Source organism: Bilophila wadsworthia ATCC 49260, assembly GCF_000701705.1.
GTDB classification, from domain to species: domain Bacteria; phylum Desulfobacterota; class Desulfovibrionia; order Desulfovibrionales; family Desulfovibrionaceae; genus Bilophila; species Bilophila wadsworthia.
Genome location: NZ_JNJP01000039.1, coordinates 16,354 through 35,463 on the forward strand (window position 1 = coordinate 16,354; position 19,110 = coordinate 35,463).

The 19,110-nt window shown below is 59.6% G+C and carries 17 protein-coding genes; 3 read left to right on the forward strand and 14 right to left on the reverse strand.

Annotation, left to right across the window (positions count from 1 at the left end; translation table 11 throughout):
* Positions 1-239 precede the first annotated feature (239 nt).
* Positions 240-1,484, reverse strand: coding sequence for an aminomethyl transferase family protein (locus T370_RS0113245; protein ID WP_029435987.1), 1,245 nt, complete (start codon positions 1,482-1,484; stop codon positions 240-242).
* A 115-nt stretch (positions 1,485-1,599) separates the two neighbouring features.
* On the reverse strand, positions 1,600-2,052 hold the full coding sequence (locus tag T370_RS0113250) for an Lrp/AsnC family transcriptional regulator (RefSeq protein ID WP_005028820.1): 453 nt from the start codon (positions 2,050-2,052) through the stop codon (positions 1,600-1,602).
* Positions 2,053-2,643: 591 nt separating this feature from the next.
* Here T370_RS0113250 and T370_RS0113265 point away from each other — a divergent pair.
* A complete protein-coding gene (locus T370_RS0113265; protein WP_005028819.1) occupies positions 2,644-4,335 on the forward strand; it encodes a cation:proton antiporter in 1,692 nt (563 codons plus the stop codon).
* A gap of 240 nt (positions 4,336-4,575) precedes the next feature.
* Positions 4,576-5,457 carry a DMT family transporter gene (locus T370_RS0113270; RefSeq protein ID WP_029435988.1) on the forward strand — a complete coding sequence of 294 codons (882 nt, stop codon included), beginning with the start codon at positions 4,576-4,578 and terminating at the stop codon, positions 5,455-5,457.
* Positions 5,458-5,883: 426 nt separating this feature from the next.
* Here the strand turns inward: T370_RS0113270 and T370_RS0113275 are convergent, their stop codons facing one another.
* From T370_RS0113275 to T370_RS0113330, 12 genes are all read right to left on the reverse strand, one after another.
* Positions 5,884-6,288 carry a F0F1 ATP synthase subunit epsilon gene (locus T370_RS0113275; protein WP_029435989.1) on the reverse strand — a complete coding sequence of 135 codons (405 nt, stop codon included), beginning with the start codon at positions 6,286-6,288 and terminating at the stop codon, positions 5,884-5,886.
* Positions 6,289-6,297: 9 nt separating this feature from the next.
* Positions 6,298-7,710 (reverse strand): F0F1 ATP synthase subunit beta, encoded by a 1,413-nt coding sequence (atpD, locus tag T370_RS0113280; protein WP_005028815.1) that lies wholly within the window; start codon positions 7,708-7,710, stop codon positions 6,298-6,300.
* Between the two features lie 17 nt (positions 7,711-7,727).
* Positions 7,728-8,624, reverse strand: a complete 897-nt coding sequence (locus tag T370_RS0113285) for a F0F1 ATP synthase subunit gamma (RefSeq protein ID WP_029435990.1) — start codon at positions 8,622-8,624, stop codon at positions 7,728-7,730.
* 13 nt (positions 8,625-8,637) lie between these two features.
* Complete coding sequence (atpA, locus tag T370_RS0113290; RefSeq protein WP_005028813.1) at positions 8,638-10,146, reverse strand: F0F1 ATP synthase subunit alpha; 1,509 nt, start codon at positions 10,144-10,146, stop codon at positions 8,638-8,640.
* A 4-nt stretch (positions 10,147-10,150) separates the two neighbouring features.
* Positions 10,151-10,702 carry an ATP synthase F1 subunit delta gene (gene atpH / locus T370_RS0113295; RefSeq protein ID WP_005028812.1) on the reverse strand — a complete coding sequence of 184 codons (552 nt, stop codon included), beginning with the start codon at positions 10,700-10,702 and terminating at the stop codon, positions 10,151-10,153.
* Positions 10,699-11,226 carry a F0F1 ATP synthase subunit B gene (locus T370_RS0113300; RefSeq protein WP_232281205.1) on the reverse strand — a complete coding sequence of 176 codons (528 nt, stop codon included), beginning with the start codon at positions 11,224-11,226 and terminating at the stop codon, positions 10,699-10,701. The genes atpH and T370_RS0113300 overlap by 4 nt, the downstream gene beginning before the upstream one ends.
* 68 nt (positions 11,227-11,294) lie before the next feature.
* Positions 11,295-11,711 carry a F0F1 ATP synthase subunit B gene (locus tag T370_RS0113305; RefSeq protein ID WP_005028810.1) on the reverse strand — a complete coding sequence of 139 codons (417 nt, stop codon included), beginning with the start codon at positions 11,709-11,711 and terminating at the stop codon, positions 11,295-11,297.
* A 261-nt stretch (positions 11,712-11,972) separates the two neighbouring features.
* Positions 11,973-13,082, reverse strand: coding sequence for a rod shape-determining protein RodA (gene rodA, locus T370_RS0113310; RefSeq protein WP_005028809.1), 1,110 nt, complete (start codon positions 13,080-13,082; stop codon positions 11,973-11,975).
* Between the two features lie 280 nt (positions 13,083-13,362).
* The gene (gene mrdA / locus T370_RS0113315; protein ID WP_005028808.1) at positions 13,363-15,195 is read right to left on the reverse strand and encodes a penicillin-binding protein 2; all 1,833 of its coding nucleotides are present in this window, start codon (positions 15,193-15,195) and stop codon (positions 13,363-13,365) included.
* Positions 15,176-15,646 carry a hypothetical protein gene (locus tag T370_RS0113320; protein WP_029435991.1) on the reverse strand — a complete coding sequence of 157 codons (471 nt, stop codon included), beginning with the start codon at positions 15,644-15,646 and terminating at the stop codon, positions 15,176-15,178. The genes mrdA and T370_RS0113320 overlap by 20 nt, the downstream gene beginning before the upstream one ends.
* Positions 15,643-16,665, reverse strand: coding sequence for a rod shape-determining protein MreC (locus T370_RS0113325; protein ID WP_029435992.1), 1,023 nt, complete (start codon positions 16,663-16,665; stop codon positions 15,643-15,645). Before T370_RS0113325 ends, T370_RS0113320 begins: the two co-directional genes overlap by 4 nt.
* A gap of 135 nt (positions 16,666-16,800) precedes the next feature.
* On the reverse strand, positions 16,801-17,844 hold the full coding sequence (locus T370_RS0113330) for a rod shape-determining protein (RefSeq protein ID WP_005028805.1): 1,044 nt from the start codon (positions 17,842-17,844) through the stop codon (positions 16,801-16,803).
* Positions 17,845-18,171: 327 nt separating this feature from the next.
* On the opposite strand from T370_RS0113330, the gene mnmL reads away from it, so the two are divergent.
* On the forward strand, positions 18,172-19,062 hold the full coding sequence (gene mnmL, locus T370_RS0113335; protein ID WP_029435993.1) for a tRNA modification radical SAM protein MnmL/YtqA: 891 nt from the start codon (positions 18,172-18,174) through the stop codon (positions 19,060-19,062).
* Positions 19,063-19,110: the final 48 nt, after the last annotated feature.

Consider the following 19,110-nt stretch of genomic DNA (forward strand, 5'->3'; position numbering starts at 1 on the left):
ACCCCCTCAAAACCGTCTGTATCCGCTCCGGCCGAAACAACGTTTCAACCGGAGCGGATACAGACGGCCCCGAGCGCGTCAGGAGTTCCCTCTTCGTTTTTCAACAAGGCTCACTCGCCTCCCCCGCCCCCATTACAAACGTCTTAGGAGAGGGAGAGGTGGGTTTGGGGAGGGGAGGGAGAAGCCCTTCTTCAGAGGGCTTCTCCCTCCCCTCCCCAATCTCAAAATCTTTTCCCTTCCTACAGGCTTCCCAGCTTCTTGCGGGCGGTGCGGGCGGGACGGATATCGGTCACGGTCTCGACCTGAATCTTACGGCGCGGGTCGGCGAGCGTAAGCTTGGTACCGTTCTCCAGCGGGCGGTTCACGCGGACAAAGCCGCAGACAAGGCCTTTGGGCGCGAAACCTTCCGGCTTTTCGGGGCTGGCGACGCTCGTAATCACGCCGTCGACGCGCCCGATGGACACGTCCGCCACGCAGGTGAGCACGTCGCCGATGACCTCGCCATCCAGCAGGACCTGCGGATGCGTGTCGTGATCGGGAGACGTCACCTTGCGGGGGTCAAAGCCGCAGTAGGCGTAGGTATACGTGACATTGCCGGAAGCGAGCGCTTCCTCAAGGGCGGAACGGCCAAAGAAATTCTTGGTCCAATTGCCGTTTTCATCCTTGGGCAGGGTGAAGGGCCACGGGTTGTTCACGAACGCCCACGGGCCTATGTCCTGTTGCGAAAGCGGGAGCACAGCCCCGGCGCGCACGGAGTCGCGGGCGGCCAGACCGCAGGGGATGACGCCTTCGTCCTTCCCGGCTTCGAGAATCCGGTTCCAAATATCCACGATCTTGTCGTAGGGAACGAAGATTTCAAAGCCCTGCTCGCCGGTATACCCCGTACGGGACAGGAAGATCGGCGTACCGTCGGCAAGGAAAATATCGCTGTTGGCAAGTTCGATGTCGCCCTTGAAGGAGAAATAGGGCAATTTGTCGAACACGGACTCGGGGTCCTTGAGAAGCTTGGTCATGACGCGGACCGTAGCCGGGCCCTGAAGGTCGAGCTTGCCGTACGTCCCGGCGAGATCGCGGATCGTTACGCTCTTGCCTTCGGAAACGGCCCATGCGCTGAGCGATTCGGCAATGCGTTCTCCCTTGCCCACATTGAGCACCACAAAGTAACGGCCTTCGCTCAGGGGGTATACGATGGCGTCATCCACCACGCCGCCGGACGCATCGAGGAACGCGCCGTAAGCGGCACGCGGACCGGACAAGGACAAATCCTTGGTAAAGGCCCACTGAAGCGCTTCCAGCGCGTCGGGGCCGGAAACCATGAGCCCGGCCATATGCCCGATATCGAACAGTCCGGCGTGCTGGATGACGGCGAGATGTTCCTTCACCGCGCCGGTGGGATACCAGAGCGGCATATCCCAACCGCCGAAATCAACCAGCGTGGCGCCGAGGGCCTCATGCGTTGCGTGTAATGCCGTTTGATGCAACATGAATGACTCCGTTTAACAGTCCCTGTTTGTGCGAAATCCCGCGCCGCCTGTGCGACGCCAGAAAGCCGACGGGACGCCCCGCCGACTCGAAAAACTCCGCAGACCGCCGGGGCGGCTACAGAATATAGGGCACCTTCAGGCTGAATCCCTTATAGACGATAAAGGTTTCGATGGAAGACACCCTGTCGTGACACTTGGAGAACTCGTTGGTGTAGAAATCCAGCAGGCCGAACTCCTCATTGAGCAGCACGGTCAGGATAAGGTCGTGCCGCCCCGTCAGGACAGCCACGGAAACCACGCCCCGCAAGTGGGAGAACACTTCGCCCTCGCCCACAAGATCCGGGGAACGCAGCTTGATCGCCACCAGCGCCAGCGTGTGTCCGGGAAGCTTTTCCACATCGACCTGACCGCAGATGTCCAGCACGCCGTCTTCGATGAGCCGGGCTGCGCGGGTACGGACAGTCACTTCGGAGAGCCCCAGATCCGCGGCGATGTCTCGAAAAGAGGCGCGGCCATTACGCAGCGCCTTGATAATTGCCAGATTGGTTTCGTCGAGCTTGGTTTTCATGACATTCCGATGGGTCGGGGACTTGCGAAAGCCGGGATACACTCCCAGAACCAGTACGCTTTTTGCAAGAACTTTTCTTTCAAAAAAGGATAGTCCTTTTCATTTTTTTATTCAACAGAAATTCCTCCTTTCTCTTTTGTTAACGATATTTTTCACAGACAATCCCTACAGGAGCGCTTTTCTCGAAAAAACAGGGGAAAAGGCTATAAAAAGTATCATATCAACGCCGTTTTTTTCTTTAAAAGTATCTTTTTTGCAAAAACGGCACGAGCATCCGACATCAAAATTTTTCCCAAAACCTTTACTCCGATCGAAAAAAAACGCAGGATAATCCATTCCCCTCTTTCGGGGCCTCTCCCGTATGGGCAGCCGCTCCGCGCCGCAAGCCCCCTTCCGCCCCGACGCATCGTGAAGAGGAGCAAGCACCTCTTTCAGACGGCCAGTTCCGGCCTTATGGCGGCGTTGGAAGGTAATCATGAAACGGGCAAAGCCATCCCCTTGATATTCGTTCCCCGTTTCGGCATTCTTTCTTTCTGAAAAAGAACGCAATCATGAATACGTGAACGGACAACCGCACATGCAAAGGACTCTATGCTGCATAACGTCGATCTCATCCTGACGCTTGCCGGTGGCCTGAGCGCAGCCCTCGTGCTCGGATTCATCACCCAGAAACTACGCATGTCCCCCATTGTGGGTTACCTGTTGGCAGGCATTATTGTAGGCCCCTATTCCCCCGGTTTCGTCGCCGATGCGGACACGGCTTCCCAATGCGCGGAAATCGGCATCATCCTGCTCATGTTCGGCGTGGGCCTCCACTTCCATCTTAAAGACCTGCTGGCCGTCCAGCGTATCGTCCTGCCCGGCGCGGCCGCCCAGATCGGGGCGGCAACCTTGCTCGGCATGGTCGTCTCGCACGGTTTCGGCTGGTCATGGGCCGCCGGGGCGGTTTTCGGCATGGCCATCTCCGTCGCCAGTACGGTCGTCCTGACCCGCGTCCTCTCCGACAACAAAGCGCTGCACACCACAACGGGCCACGTGGCCCTCGGCTGGCTGGTGGTGGAAGATCTCTTCACCATCCTTCTGCTGGTGCTTTTGCCCGCCATCGTGGGCGGCAACGAACAGTCCGAAAGCGTCTGGCACGTCCTTGCCGTTACGACACTGAAACTCGGGGCGCTCGTGGTCTTCGCACTGGTGGTCGGCCAGCGGATCATCCCCAAGCTCCTTGCCTATGTGGCCCGCACCGGAACCCGGGATCTGTTTACCCTCTCCGTCCTTGTCCTGGCCCTCGGCGTGGCCGTGGGCGCGGCCAACTTCTTCGGCGCCTCCATGGCCCTTGGCGCCTTCCTCAGCGGCATGGTCGTCGGCCAGTCCGAATTCAGCTCGCAGGCGGCCGCAGAGGCCCTGCCCATGCGCGACGCCTTCGCCGTCCTCTTCTTCGTTTCCGTGGGGATGCTGTTCAACCCCGCCTCGCTCATCAGCGACTGGCCCCTCATCCTCGCCACGCTCGGAATCGTCCTCATCGGCAAACCCCTGGCCGCCTTCATTGTGGTCAAGCTCTTCGGCAAGCCTTTGCGCATGGCCCTTTCCGTCGCAGTCGCACTGGCGCAGATCGGCGAATTTTCCTTCATCCTCGCCGCGATGGGCGTGAGCTTCGGCGTACTGCCCAAGGAAGCTTCCAGCGCGATCATCGTGACCGCGATCGTTTCCATCACCCTCAACCCCCTGCTCTACCGGCGCATCAACGGGGCGGCCCATTGGCTGGAATCCAAAGGCATCGGGCTCCCCCGCCTCGATGAAAACGAGCTTTCCCACCCCGAAGGCGCACAGCGCATCATTGTTGTAGGGTATGGCCCCGTAGGCAAGCAGCTCACGGGCATCCTCCGCGACAACAACCTCGACGTGGTGGTCGTGGAAATGAACATCGATACCGTGCGGCAGGTCAGCGCGCTCGGCGAGAAGATCATCTACGGCGACGCCACACAACGCGAAGTCCTGCTCCATGCGGGCGCGGAAGAGGCCGAGGGGCTCATCATTTCCTCGTCGAGCGCCCCGGCCGGGGAAATCGTGGAAGTCGCCCGCGCCATCAATCCCAACCTGCGCATCCTCGTCCACACCACCTATCTGCGCGTGGCGGAAAACCTCAAGTCCGAGGGCGTATCAGCCGTCTTCTCCGGCGAACGTGAAGTCGCCGTCGCCATGACCGAACATCTGATGCGCGACTTCGGAGCCACGGACGAACAAATCGACCGCGAACGCCGCAAACTCCGCGAACGCATGGCCTGATTATCCTCAACGTACCGTATATGCACAAACCGTGAAGGCCACATAGCCTTCACGGTTTTTTCTGAACAAGACCGCCGCGTTTTGCGTTTTCCCCCTTTCCGCCCCCATTCTTTTCATCTCCCCGTTTTTGCAAAAGTGTCGCATCTGCATCAGATTTGTCGGGCACAACCATCTAAAGTCCGTGGAAACATCATGATAGCCCGTTCTTTCACAACCGGCGGGCACTTTGAGGAGAGAACCATGACCGTATCCAAGAACGTGCTGATGGCGTTGCTGATCCTGAGCTATGCAACGTGGGGCGGCGGCATGATCGCCATGAAATACGCGTTCGAGTCGTTCACCGCCATGCAGGTGGTTTTTGCCCGCGTGGCGTTCGCCGGGGTCATCTATCTGGCGCTGTACCGCCTGTGGAGTCATATCCCCTATCAAAAGGGCGACTGGAAATACCTGCTGGCGATGGTCCTGTTCGAGCCCTGCCTGTTCTTCCTCTGCGAAACCTTCGCCATGACCTACACCACGGCATCGCAGGGCGGCGTCATCGCGGCCTGTTTCCCCCTTTGCACCGCCGTAGCCGCATGGCTGTTCCTCGGCGAAAAGCTGACCAAGAAGACCATTATCGCCATGCTGCTTGCCGTGGCGGGCGTGGCCGGGGCCTCCCTCGCCGCCGAAAGCTCGGATCAGGCGTCCAATCCCATTCTCGGCAACCTGCTGATGGTCGGTGCCGTCCTGTCCGCGACGGGCTACGCCGTGTGCGTGCGCTTCATTTCCCGGCGTTACTCCTTCCTGAGCATCTCAGCCATTCAAGCGCTCGGCGGGACCATCGTATTCCTGCCTTTCGTGTTTACGACGCCCATGCCCGTCAACGTCACCATGCCCGCAATCGGCGGCCTGCTCTATATGGGCCTCGGCGTGGGTTTCCTCGTGTATCTGAGCTTCAACTTCGCGCTCAAGCATCTTGAAGCGGGCATCGTCGCCCTCTTCGGCAACCTCATCCCCGTATTCACCCTTATCTTCGCCTTTACCATCCTCGGGGAACGCCTCACGCTGGCTCAAACCCTCGGTGTCGGGCTCACGTTCTTGGGCGTCATCATTGCTGCCCTGCCAGAAAAACAACGGCAATAACCGGACAGGGGAGAGAGCCTTCACACCAACGCTCTCTCCCCTGCTTCAGCCCCCAGCTTCTCTTACTGCAACAAAGCCAATAAACGGATTTTTTCTCTCAGCCACCCGCCACGTCCTTTCGAAACGCTCACTCCAGCCACTCCTACCCAATCAAAGCATTTTCCCTCTCTTCCTTCATCCCTTTTCACCCGCACGCGCGTTTGCCTTTACCGATGAGGAAATCATCCTAACGCCGCCTCCCCCTTACAGGCCAGCACGCCCCAATCACGCACGATACATATTCCGCTACGGCTTCCTCTCCCCGCCATACAACGGGACTCCCTGCGTGCAGCCTCCCCAATCTTCCCCGTATAACCAATCAGCTCAACACCAAACAAAAAGCGCGGAGCCGAAGCCCCGCGCCCTTTAATCGTAAAACAAAACCAACTAAACCAGTGATGCGATGTGCAACCGCTCCACAGCACGCTGGAGAGCAAGATGCGCCCGGAGCATATCCGTTTCGGCAGTCTTGGCGGCCAAACGCGCTTCCGCACGTTCCCGAGCCGCGTTGGCGCGGGCAGTATCAATGTCCTCGCCACGTTCGGCCGATTCGGCCAGAATGCTCAGCTTGTTGTCGGAAACCTCAGCGAACCCGCCGGAGACGAACACATGCTCCGTCTTCCCGTCGACGCGGAAATAGAGGTCGCCAATGGCCAAAGCGGACAGAAGCGCGATGTGATGCGGCAGGACGCCGAATTTACCTTCGATACCCGGAACACCGACGTAATCCACGGTCTGGCTGACCACAACTTTGTCAGGTGTGACGATTTCGAGCTGAAGCGTGGATTCCATATCAGGCTCCTAGTTTTCCTGGCGCTTCTGGTACTTGGCCAGAGCCATATCAATGTCGCCCACCATGTAGAAGTCGTCTTCCGCAAGATGGTCATAGTCGCCGTTCAGAATGCCCTTGAAGGCCTTGACCGTGGCTTCCAGCTTCACATAGACGCCGGGAGTGCCGGTAAAGGTTTCGGCCACATGGAAAGGCTGCGACAGGAAACGCTGGATGCGACGCGCACGAGCCACGACAAGCTTGTCGTCGTCGGACAATTCGTCCATGCCGAGGATGGCGATGATGTCCTGAAGCTCTTTGTACTTCTGCAACACCTGCTGCACGCCGCGAGCCACGCCGTAGTGCTCTTCACCCACAACATTGGGGTCAAGAATACGGGAGGTGGAGTCAAGCGGGTCCACGGCGGGGTAAATGCCCAGTTCCGCAATCTGACGGGAAAGCACGAGCGTACCGTCAAGGTGCGAGAAGGTGGTCGCCGGAGCCGGGTCGGTCAAGTCGTCGGCGGGCACGTATACGGCCTGCACCGAGGTGATGGACCCCTTGTTGGTGGAGGTAATACGTTCCTGCAGCGAACCGAGGTCGGTACCGAGAGTGGGCTGATAGCCCACCGCGGAGGGCATACGGCCGAGCAGAGCCGACACTTCCGAACCAGCCTGCGTGAAGCGGAAGATGTTGTCGATGAACAGCAGCACGTCCTGATTTTCCTCGTCACGGAAGTATTCCGCGCAGGTGAGGGCGGTCAGAGCCACGCGGGCACGGGCTCCCGGAGGTTCGTTCATCTGGCCGTACACGAGGGCGGCTTTCTCGAGAACACCCGCGTCCTTCATTTCATGATACAAGTCGTTCCCTTCACGGGTACGTTCGCCAACACCGGCGAACACGGAGATACCGCCGTGCTGCTTTGCGATGTTGTTGATCATTTCCATGAGGATAACGGTCTTGCCCACACCGGCGCCGCCGAACAGACCCATCTTGCCGCCCTTCGGGAAGGGAACGAGCAGGTCTACGACCTTGATGCCGGTTTCCAGCAGTTCCACCGAAGTGTTCTGCTCCACGAAGCTCGGGGCTTCGCGGTGGATGGGCAGATATTTTTCAGCCTTGATGGGGCCCATTTCGTCAACGGGACGGCCCACCACGTTCATGATGCGCCCAAGAGACGCCGAGCCCACCGGAGCCATGATCGGCTTGCCGGTATCCACGACGTCCATGCCGCGGACGAGACCTTCGGTCGCGTCCATGGCGATGGTGCGTACAACGTCGTCGCCCAGGTGCTGGGCCACTTCGCAGATCAGATCAGGCGCATCGCTATTGTTGGGGTTTTTGATTTCCAGAGCGGTCAGAATATTTGGCAAATGACCGTCGGGAAACGCCACGTCAACGACTGCGCCGATGACCTGAACGATTTTGCCGATGTTTTCACTCATAACGATTGCTCGCTCCCTTATTTCAGAGCTTCCGCGCCGCCAACGATATCAATGAGCTCGTTGGTGATGGATGTCTGGCGCGTCTTGTTGAAGAGCAGCGTCAGCGCACCCACCATTTCGTCGCAATTGCGCGTGGCGTTGTCCATAGCGGACATCCGGGCAGCGTTTTCGCTCGCGGAAGTGTCCAGCAGGCCACGGTATATCTGCACATTGACGAACCGGGGAAGGATTTCGGCAAGGAGCTTCGTCACTTCGGGTTCGTAAGTGTATTCTTCGGACACTCCCTGAGTGGAAGTGCCGTCTGCGGCGGAATCAGCCGTTGCGGGCGCAGCAGCCTCCACCGGCAGCAGGGTCTGAACGAGAGGAACCTGTCTTGCCACGGACACGAACTTGCCATAGATGAGGGTCACCTCATCCATCGCCTTGTGCGTGTAGCCGCTCACCACATCCTTACCGATACCGGAAGCAAGGGAGAAGTCGAAGCTGCCCATGACATCCGCATACGACGACAGGACTTCAAAGCCGGTCTTGCGGATAGCGTCGCGTCCTTTTTTACCCACGCAGATGAACTTGACGGTTTTTCCTTCGGCCGTCTTCGTCCGGGCGGCGTCAAGAGCCTTGGCGATGAGCATGGCGTTGAAGCCGCCGCACAGTCCGCGATCCGAAGTAGCCAGAATGATCACCGAGACATGGCACTCGGCACGGCGCTCAAGAAGCGCATGAGCCGAGCCGTCGGACTTGGCCGCAAGATCGCCGAGCACAGCCTGAAACTTTTCCGCGTAGGGGCGGAAACGCTCAATGCGGGACTGGGCGCCGCGCAGCTTCGCCGAGGCCACCATGTTCATGGCCTTGGTGATCTGCTTGGTCTTACGGACCCCGACGATCTTCATTTTGACGTCTTTCAACGAAGGCATGCGCTACCGTCCCCTAGGCATTATAGCCTTTTTTGAACTCAAGGATGGCGTCCTTCAGACGGGCTTCGAGATCGGCGTCCAAGACTTTGCGGGCAACGATGTCGTCCAAGATGTCCGACTTGGCGCCACGGATGAAGTCAAGGAAGTCGCGTTCGAAAGCCTGCACGGAAGCAACCGGCACATCATCCATGAAACCGCGGGTGGCGGCATACATGGACACGACCTGTTCCTGAGTGGGCATGGGCTGGTACTGGGGCTGCTTCAGCAGTTCCACCAGACGCGCGCCGCGTTCCAGCTTCTGCTTCGTGGACTTGTCCAGATCGGAGCCGAACTGGGCGAAAGCGGCCAGTTCGCGGTACTGGGCGAGATCCAGGCGCATCGTGCCAGCGACCTGCTTCATGGCCTTGATCTGCGCGGAACCACCCACGCGGGATACCGAAAGGCCCACGTTGATGGCCGGGCGGATACCGGCGTTGAAGAGGTTGGGTTCCAGGTACACCTGACCGTCGGTGATGGAGATCACGTTGGTGGGGATGTACGCGGACACGTCGCCAGCCTGCGTTTCGATGATGGGCAGAGCGGTCATGGAACCGGCCCCCAGACTGTCGTTCACCTTCGCCGCGCGTTCAAGGAGGCGCGAGTGGAGGTAGAAGACGTCGCCGGGGTAGGCTTCACGTCCCGGAGGACGACGGAGCAACAGGGACATCTGGCGATAGGCCACAGCCTGCTTGGACAAGTCGTCGTACACGATGAGGGCGTGCTTGCCGTTGTTGCGGTAATATTCGGCCATGGTGCAACCGGAGTAGGCCGCGATGTACTGCAACGGGGCCGGCTCGGAAGCGGTAGCCGAAATGATGGTGGTGTACTCCATGGCACCATGCTTGCGCAGGGTGTCGGCCACGAGCGCGACAGTGGAGCGTTTCTGCCCGATAGCCACATAGAAGCAGTGCACGTCGGAATTCTTCTGGGCAAGGATGGCGTCGATGCAGATGGCGGTCTTGCCGGTCTGACGGTCGCCGATGACCAGTTCGCGCTGCCCGCGGCCGATGGGGGTCATGGCGTCGATGGCCTTGATCCCGGTAACCATGGGTTCGTGCACGCTCTTACGGGCGATGATGCCGGGAGCTTTCACTTCCACGGCGCTGAATTCGGTGGCTTCAACCGGTCCGAGACCGTCGACGGGCATACCGAGGGGGTTCAGAACGCGCCCCATGACGGCATCGCCGATCGGCACGGAGAAGATGCGGCCGGTACGTTTGACCGGATCGCCTTCTTTAATGCCGGTATCTTCACCAAGCAGGGCTACACCCACGTTGTCTTCTTCCAGGTTGAGCACCATGCCCAACAGTCCGCCGGGGAACTCGAGAAGCTCCATGGACATGGCGTTCTGCACGCCATATACACGGGCGATCCCGTCCCCTACGGAAAGCACTGTGCCGGTTTCGGTGGCATCGACACGCTGCTCGTAGTTCTGGATCTGCTCTTTGATGATCTTGCTGATCTCGCCTGCATTGATATGCATGATCCTATTCACCCCTCTTGATGATGTCTCTGAGGATAGCCAATTGAGCTCGAAGGCTCGCATCCAGCACGTTGTCCCCCACCTGAAGGACGACCCCGCCGAGGATGGAGGGATCCACTTCGAACTTCAGCGCGATCTGTTTGCTGGTTTGCTTTTCGAGTCTGGCAAGGATGCCAGCCTGCTGCTCTTTGCTGAGGCTTACGGCAGTCAGGAGCTTGCCGCGAACAACGCCCCAAGCCTCATCAAGGAGCTTGCCGAACGCTTCGGCAATCTCTTCAAAAAGAGGGAGGCGTTCCTTTTCTGCCAGCAACGAGCAGAAATTTTTTATCATGGGGTCAACGTCAAGCTTGTCGAGAACCTGTGACAGGACCTTCTGCTTTTCGGCGACGCTGATGACGGGGATGTGGAAGAGCCGCACCAGCTCAGGGGAGTCTTCAAGAACCCCTTCAAGAGCGGACAGATTTTCCCCGTACTGCTCCAGCTTGGCCATGCCTTCCTGCTGCCCCAAGGCGAAAAGCGCCTTGGCGTACCGCTGTGCCACGATGTCGCCGTTCAATTGAGCACCACCTTTTTCAGCGCGTTGTCGATGAGCTTGACATGCTTCTTCATATCAAGCTTCTCCTTCAGGGTAGCTTCCACAGCCTGCACGATTTCGTCGGCCATCTGGCTCCGCAATTCCTCAATGGCTTTCTTCGTTTCGCTGTCGGCAGCGCGGTGCGCGGCGTTGCGAATCTTTTCCGCCTCTTCGAGGGCATCGGCGACAAGCGCCTCACGGATGGCTTCGCCACGGGCCCGGCTGTCTTTGAGGATGGTTTCGCACTCGGCATCAAGGCTGTCGATCTTCTCGATCATGGCGGCGAGCTGCTCTTCCGCAGCGGCCTTGCGGACGGCGAGGCTGTCGAGTTCGTCGACGATGGCGGCACGCCTGTTGCTCAGGCCGTCAACAATCGCTTTCCCGGCGGCACGCCACAGGATGTACAAGAAGACGCACACGTTGCCGACACGGGCCAGCAAGTTGATCCACGGATTGTACGGATCACTGAAATGGGAAACGACACCCAGCAGAATCAGGGTGGCCACGGCCACAATACCGTCTCTGGACAAGAAAAAAGAGGCTAGCGCTTTCAAGGGGTCCCCCGAACTCTGAGTTATGCCAGAAGCTTCGCCATGGCGGCTTCGGTGAATTCGTGCATTTTCGCCTGAAGCGCACGGCGGGTCACACCGGCGTCGGCGCGCACGGCGGCCTGCGTCGTCCGCACTTCGGACTGGGCATCCTTGCTGGCGGCATCAAAAATGCGCGCCCGTTCCAGTTCGCCCATGACCTTGCCGTCCTTGCGGTAGATGGCGGCGGCTTCGCGCGCTTTGCGGAGTTCCGACTCGTACTCGTCCAGAAGCTGCTGCTTTTCCGCGGTGAACGCTTCGATTTCGCCGATCAGCCCTTCCACGTTGTCTTTGCGCTTACGGATGATCTTTCGGATTGGCGAGATCAAAAGATAGTTGAGCACAACCAGAGTGACAAGAAAGTTCGCCAACTGGATCCATAACGTAATATTAAGATCTACCACGCGGAAACTCCCTTCATACAAAACGGATAAACGTATAGAATGCGGGCATTATATACGAACCAGCAAAATGTGTCAAAGGTTCTCCGCAAAAGCAAAAGATCACAATCCGCTTTTGTGGGAAACGGATGCTTTACCGCACTCCACAGCGAACATTCACCATTTCAAGCGGCTAGTCGGCACATGCCGTCCGTTTTCTCCGGAACAGCGCCTTTCCCCATCTTTGTGAAAAAAATATTATTTAAGCGAACAGAACAGGCTCCGTTATGTTTTGAACAAGAAACGGCGCATGGAAATATTCAGGACCAGCCCGATCAGGGAAAAGTTGACGACCGTGGCGCTGCCGCCGTAGCTGATGAAAGGGAGGGGGATGCCGACCACCGGCATGATCCCCACTACCATGCCGGCGTTGATAAAGATTTGCCAAAAGAAGTAAATGAAAATCCCCGCCGCGAGGTTGCTCCCGAACCGATCTTTGGCCCCCCGCACCGTCTCGAAAATACTCAATAAAAAGAGACTGAACAGCGCCATGAGCGCGACGCAGCCGACAAACCCCCATTCCTCACCGAACACGGCGATGGCAAAGTCGGTATGCTTTTCCGGGAGAAAGCTCAGCTTGCTCTGCGTGCCCTCAAGGAAGCCTTTCCCCCATATCTGTCCGGAACCGATGGCGATTTTTGACTGGATGATGTGGTATCCCGCCCCTCGCGGATCATTGGACGGATCGAGGAACGTCATGATGCGCTGCTTCTGGTAGTCGTGCAGCGCGAACCACGCCATGGGAAGCAGCAACGGAATGCTGATGAGGCAGACGAGCAGCACCCGCTTCTTGAGGCCGTGGTACAAGATCATGCCGCCAAGAATAGCCAGCACGGTCAAGGCCGTCCCGAGGTCAGGCTGGCATACGATGAAAGCCGCAGGGATACCGCCCACGCACGAAACCTGAAAAAGCTTCTTCCACGACAACGGCTCGCCGTCCAGCGAGAGCACCTGCGCCCCCATGAGCAACACGGCGATCTTGGCCATTTCACTGGGCTGGAAGTGGAAGAATCCCAGATCGATCCAGCGGCGCGCGCCGTAGATGACTTTCCCAAAGAGAGGGATCAGGCAGAGGGAAAAGAGCACAATCAGAAAAAAAGGGAGTGCCATAGCCTGCAAATGGCGGTAATCGAAGCTCATGCAGGCGACCATGGCGATCAGGCCGAACGCCCCCCAGATCATCTGGCGCTCATAGTACGGGGCAAGGCTGATGCCGTCCTCCACCCTGACGCCGCTGGCGGAATAGAGGTTGCCGATGCCCACCCAGAACAGCAAGAGCGTGGCGGCCACAAGCCCCCAGTTGATATACGTCAGCAGTCTCCGATCTATCGCCATGTAGCAACTCCTGACGGGGCTCCGCCCCGTACCCCGGCAGGGCGCCGCCCTGCACCCGCCGGGAGGCGAGCCGCCCCCCGGACCCCGGCACAAACGGAACCGCCCGAATATGTTTCTTCTATCCTCATAGGACGATTAACGAGATAATACTTTAGCGGAAGATGTAGTTTCGCACCCCCACCCGCCGAACAGGGATTCGATAACGTTAAAGTTTTTGCGGGAGGAGGTCCGGGGGAGGGCGCTTTCTACAAAAAGCGCCCTCCCCCGCTTCATTCCAAAATCAATCCTCGCGCACCGTGCGGGTTACCGCCCTCTGCGGCTGCGGCCCAAGCGGAGTCCCATAAAGGATATTATACACGTCGCGGGCTACCGGACCGGCCGCCGAACTGCCGCCGCCCCCGTGCTCCAGCATGACGACAACGACCACATCCTTTCCGTCCTTGCGGCCGTATGAGGCAATCCACGCGTGGTCGCGCTCCAGATACGCCATTTCCGCCGTACGCTGCCGGCGCTCGCCGACCATGCGGATCTTGACGACCTGCGCGGTCCCCGTTTTGCCGCCGATGACGGCATCCGTGCGGCGCAGAACCTTGGCCGTGCCGACATCCGCCGTAACGCGCATACCTTCCAGCACCAATTTACGGGCCTCTTCGCTGAAAGGGATGTTCCCCCGCACTTCCGGCTTGGCATCGACCAGAAGCTGAGGCTTCATCAGCTTACCGCCGTTGAGCAACGAACTCACAAAATTCGCCATCTGGAGCGGCGTCACCAGCGTGTATCCCTGCCCGATGGAAACGTTAAGCGTTTCACCGCGATACCACGCCTCACCCGAGCGGCGCTTCTTCCACGCCCTCGACGGCACAAGACCGGATTTCTCATGCGGCAGATCGATGCCCGTAGGCGCGCCGAACCCGCACGCCTTGGCAAAACTCTCAATGCGGTCGATGCCGAGCTTCTCGCCAAGCACATAATAATACACGTCGCACGAATGCAGGAGCGACTGGATCATATCCACGGCACCGTGCCCCCCCTTCCGCCAGCACCGGAATTCCCGGTTGCCGAGCTTCACAGCGCCGGTACACACGACCCGGAACGAGGGGGAGATGCCCTCCTTGAGGAAAAGCCCGGCCATCATGAGCTTCCAGACCGAGCCGGGCGGGTACACGCTCTGGATGGCCCGGTTCTGGAGCGGGTGGAATGGGTCGTCACGCAGCGCTACCCAGTCCTTCTGGGACAGACCGCCGACAAACACGTTGTTGTCGTAGGAAGGGTTCGTCACCAGCGCCAAAAGCCGGCCCGTCTGCGGTTCCATGACCACGATGCTGCCCGTCTGATCGCCGAGCAGCGCCGCGAGCTGCTTTTGCAGCTTGGTATCGAGGCAAAGCTGAAGGTTTTCCCCGTTCTGCGGTTCCTCAACCAGCGTTTTCCCCAGAGAACGCCCAAGGACGTCGACTTCGACGTTGTACAGCCCCTTGTGCCCGCGCAAACGCTGCTCAAACACATACTCAAGCCCTTGCTTGCCCACCGTGTCGCCGAGGGCAAGGTACGGATCGGCGGCAAGCTCCTGCTCGTTGGCTTCCGCCACGTACCCGAGAATATGCGCGAATTCCTTGCCTTCGGGATAATAGCGCTTGGACCGGGTGACGATTTCCAGCCCCGGCCAGTGCATGAGCTGCGCTTCAATACGCGCGACCTGATCGAAAGGCATGTCGTTGAGCAAAAGGATCGGCTCGAAAGGCTTCACCTTGCGCCGGTCCTGCTGAAAACGGTTGGTAAGTTGCTCCAGCGGAATGCCCGCCCACTCGCTGACTTGCGCCAACGTGGCGGAAATGTCCTTGCAGTCTTCCCGGATCAGGGCCAGCCCGAAGGCGGGCCGGTTTTCGGCAAGCAACGTGCCCTTTACGTCACGGATAAGGCCGCGCGAAGCGTATACCGACTCCTGCCGCAGGTGGTTGGCCTGCGCCTGCTGCGCAAAATCGGCCCCACGATGGATCTGGAGATACCAAAACCGGATGACGAACGTGAAGAACAGCAAGCCGACGAGGCACTGCAACAGCACAAGCCCGCTTTTAGGCGGCTGATAGCCTTCGGTTTCAAGCTGTATTGTTTTCATTGGGGACCACCCACCGGCGCGCCATCATGCTGCATTGCCAAACAAACGGCGTCAGCAACGCTTGGAGAATGCTTTCGTCGAGCAGCTGCGTCGTGTCGAGAGGAATAAACTGAAGCCGCGTCATCAGCCAGATGACGCCGTAATGCGCCAAGCCGATACAGCCGCTGAGAAGCAGCACGAACAGCCAGTTTTCCGTCTCGAACATCCAGCGCCCGATGAAAAAGAGCGTTATGACCAGAAGGTACCAGAGAACGGACGTGCCGAAATCCAGCGTGCCCACGCCTTCCTGAACGAGGATGAGCGCGAGCAGCACCACGGCAAGCTGAAAAGGGCGACGCTCCTGCAAGGCCAGAAACAAACCGGCGACCAGGACATCCGTACCGGGCAGCGCCTGCTGGAGGGCAAGGCCGAACACGAAGAAGGCCACCCACCACAGGATGTTGAGCGTCATGGACGACTCCGCAGCGGCAGCCCGGGCGGGGGCGTCGGGCCGCTCAGGAAAAACGGCGCGTCGGGACGGGGCGGACCGGGAATCGTAGAACCCTGCTGGCCTGGCTGAGGCTGTGCGCGCTGCGCGGCGGGGCTGCCCGCCGAATCAGACGAGGGCGAGCGCGGAGCTTCCAGCACACCGGACAACGAGCCGGAAACGCTGGAGCCTTCCACACGGGAAATGAGCAATAATTCTTCAAGATCGGACAACGCCGCCAACGGAGCGGCCTGAATGGACTGAAACGGCGAAAGATCCGAAGGCGTGGCCGACAGCACCCGCGCCACGGGGATCCCCTTGGGGAATGCATCGTCGAGGCCGGACGTGACCAGAATTTCACCGGCGCGAATCACATCGTTATGCGACACGAAACGCATCTCCAGCGGCTTGTCGGGGCCTCCGCCCACGAGTACGCCCTGAATGCGGCTCTCCTGGCTGATCACCGCGATACGGCTCCCGGGATCGACGAGCAGGAGCACCGTGGCCGAACTCGGCCCGGCCCGCAGCACACGGCCTGCGACGCCCTGCGGGGTCATGACCGGCGTCCCCGGAATGGCTCCCGTCATGTACCCGCGCCCGATGAGCACGGACGCCAGCGCGGAATTCGCCCCCATGCGCCCGGCGAGCACGCGGGCCCCGAGCGTCTGCCAGCCTTCCGGCGGCGTAAGCGTGAGCAGGCGGCGCAAGCGGACGAGTTCGGCACGCTCCTCCGAGGCCATCAGCAGCTTATGGCGGAGCTGTTCGACCTGCTTCTTGAGCTCGTCATTCTCCTCACGCACGTCCACGAGATCGAGATAGCGGTTCCACGCGCCCATGACCGTATCCTGCACCATGCGCACCGATTTGAGGACGACGCCCGAGGCTTCGAGCCCTGTGTTGGCCGCGAAGTTATCGAGGATATGGGTGCGCTGGTTCCAGCTGTACATACCGAGATACATCAACAGGGCGAGAGCGGGAACCAGCAGGATGTGCTTGGGAGACATGCTTTGTCCGGAGAAGGGCCCGCCGATCGGCGGCGGAATCCAGAGGAAGGCGGAGATGAACCGATCCGCAGAACCGGCAGGGAGCCGGGCTGCGGACCGGAAAGCCTGCGGGGGCATCCCCCGGCAGGCGCACTATCAGTCAATACAGACGTCGCCAAGCTCATTGAGATTGTCGAGCGCGCGGCCGGTGCCCATAACGACCGTGGACAACGGATCTTCCACCACGGTGATGGGCAGAGAGGTTTCTTCGCGCAGGAGCTGGTCCAACCCCTTGAGCAGCGCGCCGCCGCCGGTGAGGACAATGCCGCGATCCACAATGTCGGCGGCAAGTTCCGGAGGGGTCTGTTCAAGAGCGATGCGCACGGCCTGGACGATGCTGTCCACCTGTTCGGATATGGCCTTGCGGACTTCCTCCGAGGTGATGATGATGTTCTGCGGGATGCCGGTCACGAGATCGCGGCCCTTGACCTCGATCTGCTGCTCGGGGTCCATCGGGTAGGCGGAGGCGATCTTGATCTTGATCTCTTCCGCGGAGGATTCGCCGATCAGCATGTTATACTTGCGCTTTACGTGCGTCATGATGGATTCGTCCATCTTGTCGCCGCCGACGCGCACCGAACGGGAATACACGATACCCGACAGGGAGATGACCGCGACTTCCGTGGTGCCGCCCCCGATGTCCACCACCATGTTGGAGGTAGGCTCCTGAATCGGGAGGTTGGCCCCGATGGCGGCGGCCATGGGCTCTTCAATAAGATAGACTTCACGGGCGCCCGCGCTCTGGGCGGATTCCTTCACCGCGCGCTTTTCCACCTGCGTGATACCGGTGGGCACGCACACCATGATCCGGGGCCGGACAAGGTGACGGCGGGAATTGTGCACCTTGGAAATGAAATGGCGAAGCATGGCTTCGGTCACTTCAAAGTCGGCGATGACCCCGTCCTTCATGGGGCGGATAGCCTGGATGTTGCCCGGGGTACGCCCGAGCATACGCTTGGCGTCCTGACCGACGGCCAACACCACGCTGTTGCCGCGAGAGTCCTTCTTGACGGCGACGACGGAGGGTTCGCGCAGGACGATGCCCTGCCCCTTCACATACACGCAGGTATTGGCGGTCCCCAAGTCGATGGCGAGATCGTTGGAAAACGCGCCGAGAATAAAATTCACGAGTTTTGGCATACAGGATTGCTCACTTGTCTTCTCTATGGGCCAAACAAGATCTATCGATCTTCAATCAGTACCGGAAGTGGAAATTAGGAGAGCCGGAGGGAACTGGCGAGCCGGTCCGTTTGAAAAACCGCACGCTCTTTTCAGCTTTCCGTTTTGCGGGTAGCTTAAGTTCAGTCGCGAAGTGTTGGTCCAAAAACGCCCCGCTGTCAAGAGCAACCTCCGGCGGGTTTTGAAAACCTACAACACATAGTAAATATTTTCAATGTATAACAATCAAGGTCAAAATATATGTACCGCCACGGCGTTGGCGGCTATCCGACCGAAAGGCCCGTTTTGATGCATACATGGAATACATTCACCGTCCATCTCCGCCAACGCTTCGGCCAGAGGGTCCAAAAGATCCCTCTCGACGCGGGAGCAAGCTGCCCCAACCGTGACGGGACGCTCTCCCGCGCGGGCTGCACCTTCTGCAACGCCATAGGTTCCGGCTCGGGGCTCGGCCTTGCCGGAATGAACCTCCCCGCCCAGTGGGAGCACTGGCGCGAGCACTTCCGCAAGTCCAACCGGGCCTCGCTGTTCCTCGCGTATCTGCAATCCTTTTCCAATACCTACGGCCCCGCCTCCCGGCTCGCGGCGATGCTGGAGATTTTCCGCACCCTGCCCGCTCTCGCCGGGGTTTCCGTGGGAACCCGGCCCGACTGCCTCGATCCTGAAAAAATGGCTATCCTCGGCGCCGCGCCGTGGAAAGAAAAATGGCTTGAGCTTGGCGTCCAGACGCTGAACGACGCCACCCTGCGCCGCATCAACCGGGGGCACGACGCGGCGGCCTCGGCCAAGGCCATTGAGCTGGCGGAAAAAACCGACGTGCAGGTCTGCGCGCACCTCATGCTCGGCCTTCCCGGTGAAACCCCGGACGACGTGCACGCCACCGTCCGCCGCCTCAACGACCTGCCCGTCCACGGGGTCAAGCTGCACAACGTCTATGTCTGCCGGAACACGGCGCTCGAGCGGGCCTACCGCGCCGGAGAGTACGTCCCGCTGACTGAGGACGCCTACGTCGAGCTTGCCGTAGATGCCCTCACGGAGCTGCGCCCCGACATCATCATCCACCGAGTCGTCGCCGATCCCGCCCCCGGCGAACTCGTCGCCCCCGACTGGGCTACCCGCAAGGGCGACCTCGTACGGTTCATCCAACACGCCTATCATAGGAGATGTGGAGGGGCATAGAGAAACTGGGGAGGGGGAGGGGAAACTTTCTGGAGAAAGTTTCCCCTC

Coding starts and splice junctions, on each gene's coding strand:
- T370_RS0113245 (WP_029435987.1), bottom strand. CDS start 1,484: ATGTTGCATCAAACGGCATTACACGCAACGCATGAGGCCCTCGGCGCC.
- T370_RS0113250 (WP_005028820.1), bottom strand. CDS start 2,052: ATGAAAACCAAGCTCGACGAAACCAATCTGGCAATTATCAAGGCGCTG.
- T370_RS0113265 (WP_005028819.1), top strand. CDS start 2,644: ATGCTGCATAACGTCGATCTCATCCTGACGCTTGCCGGTGGCCTGAGC.
- T370_RS0113270 (WP_029435988.1), top strand. CDS start 4,576: ATGACCGTATCCAAGAACGTGCTGATGGCGTTGCTGATCCTGAGCTAT.
- T370_RS0113275 (WP_029435989.1), bottom strand. CDS start 6,288: ATGGAATCCACGCTTCAGCTCGAAATCGTCACACCTGACAAAGTTGTG.
- atpD (WP_005028815.1), bottom strand. CDS start 7,710: ATGAGTGAAAACATCGGCAAAATCGTTCAGGTCATCGGCGCAGTCGTT.
- T370_RS0113285 (WP_029435990.1), bottom strand. CDS start 8,624: ATGCCTTCGTTGAAAGACGTCAAAATGAAGATCGTCGGGGTCCGTAAG.
- atpA (WP_005028813.1), bottom strand. CDS start 10,146: ATGCATATCAATGCAGGCGAGATCAGCAAGATCATCAAAGAGCAGATC.
- rodA (WP_005028809.1), bottom strand. CDS start 13,082: ATGGCGATAGATCGGAGACTGCTGACGTATATCAACTGGGGGCTTGTG.
- mrdA (WP_005028808.1), bottom strand. CDS start 15,195: ATGAAAACAATACAGCTTGAAACCGAAGGCTATCAGCCGCCTAAAAGC.
- T370_RS0113320 (WP_029435991.1), bottom strand. CDS start 15,646: ATGACGCTCAACATCCTGTGGTGGGTGGCCTTCTTCGTGTTCGGCCTT.
- T370_RS0113325 (WP_029435992.1), bottom strand. CDS start 16,665: ATGTCTCCCAAGCACATCCTGCTGGTTCCCGCTCTCGCCCTGTTGATG.
- T370_RS0113330 (WP_005028805.1), bottom strand. CDS start 17,844: ATGCCAAAACTCGTGAATTTTATTCTCGGCGCGTTTTCCAACGATCTC.
- mnmL (WP_029435993.1), top strand. CDS start 18,172: ATGCATACATGGAATACATTCACCGTCCATCTCCGCCAACGCTTCGGC.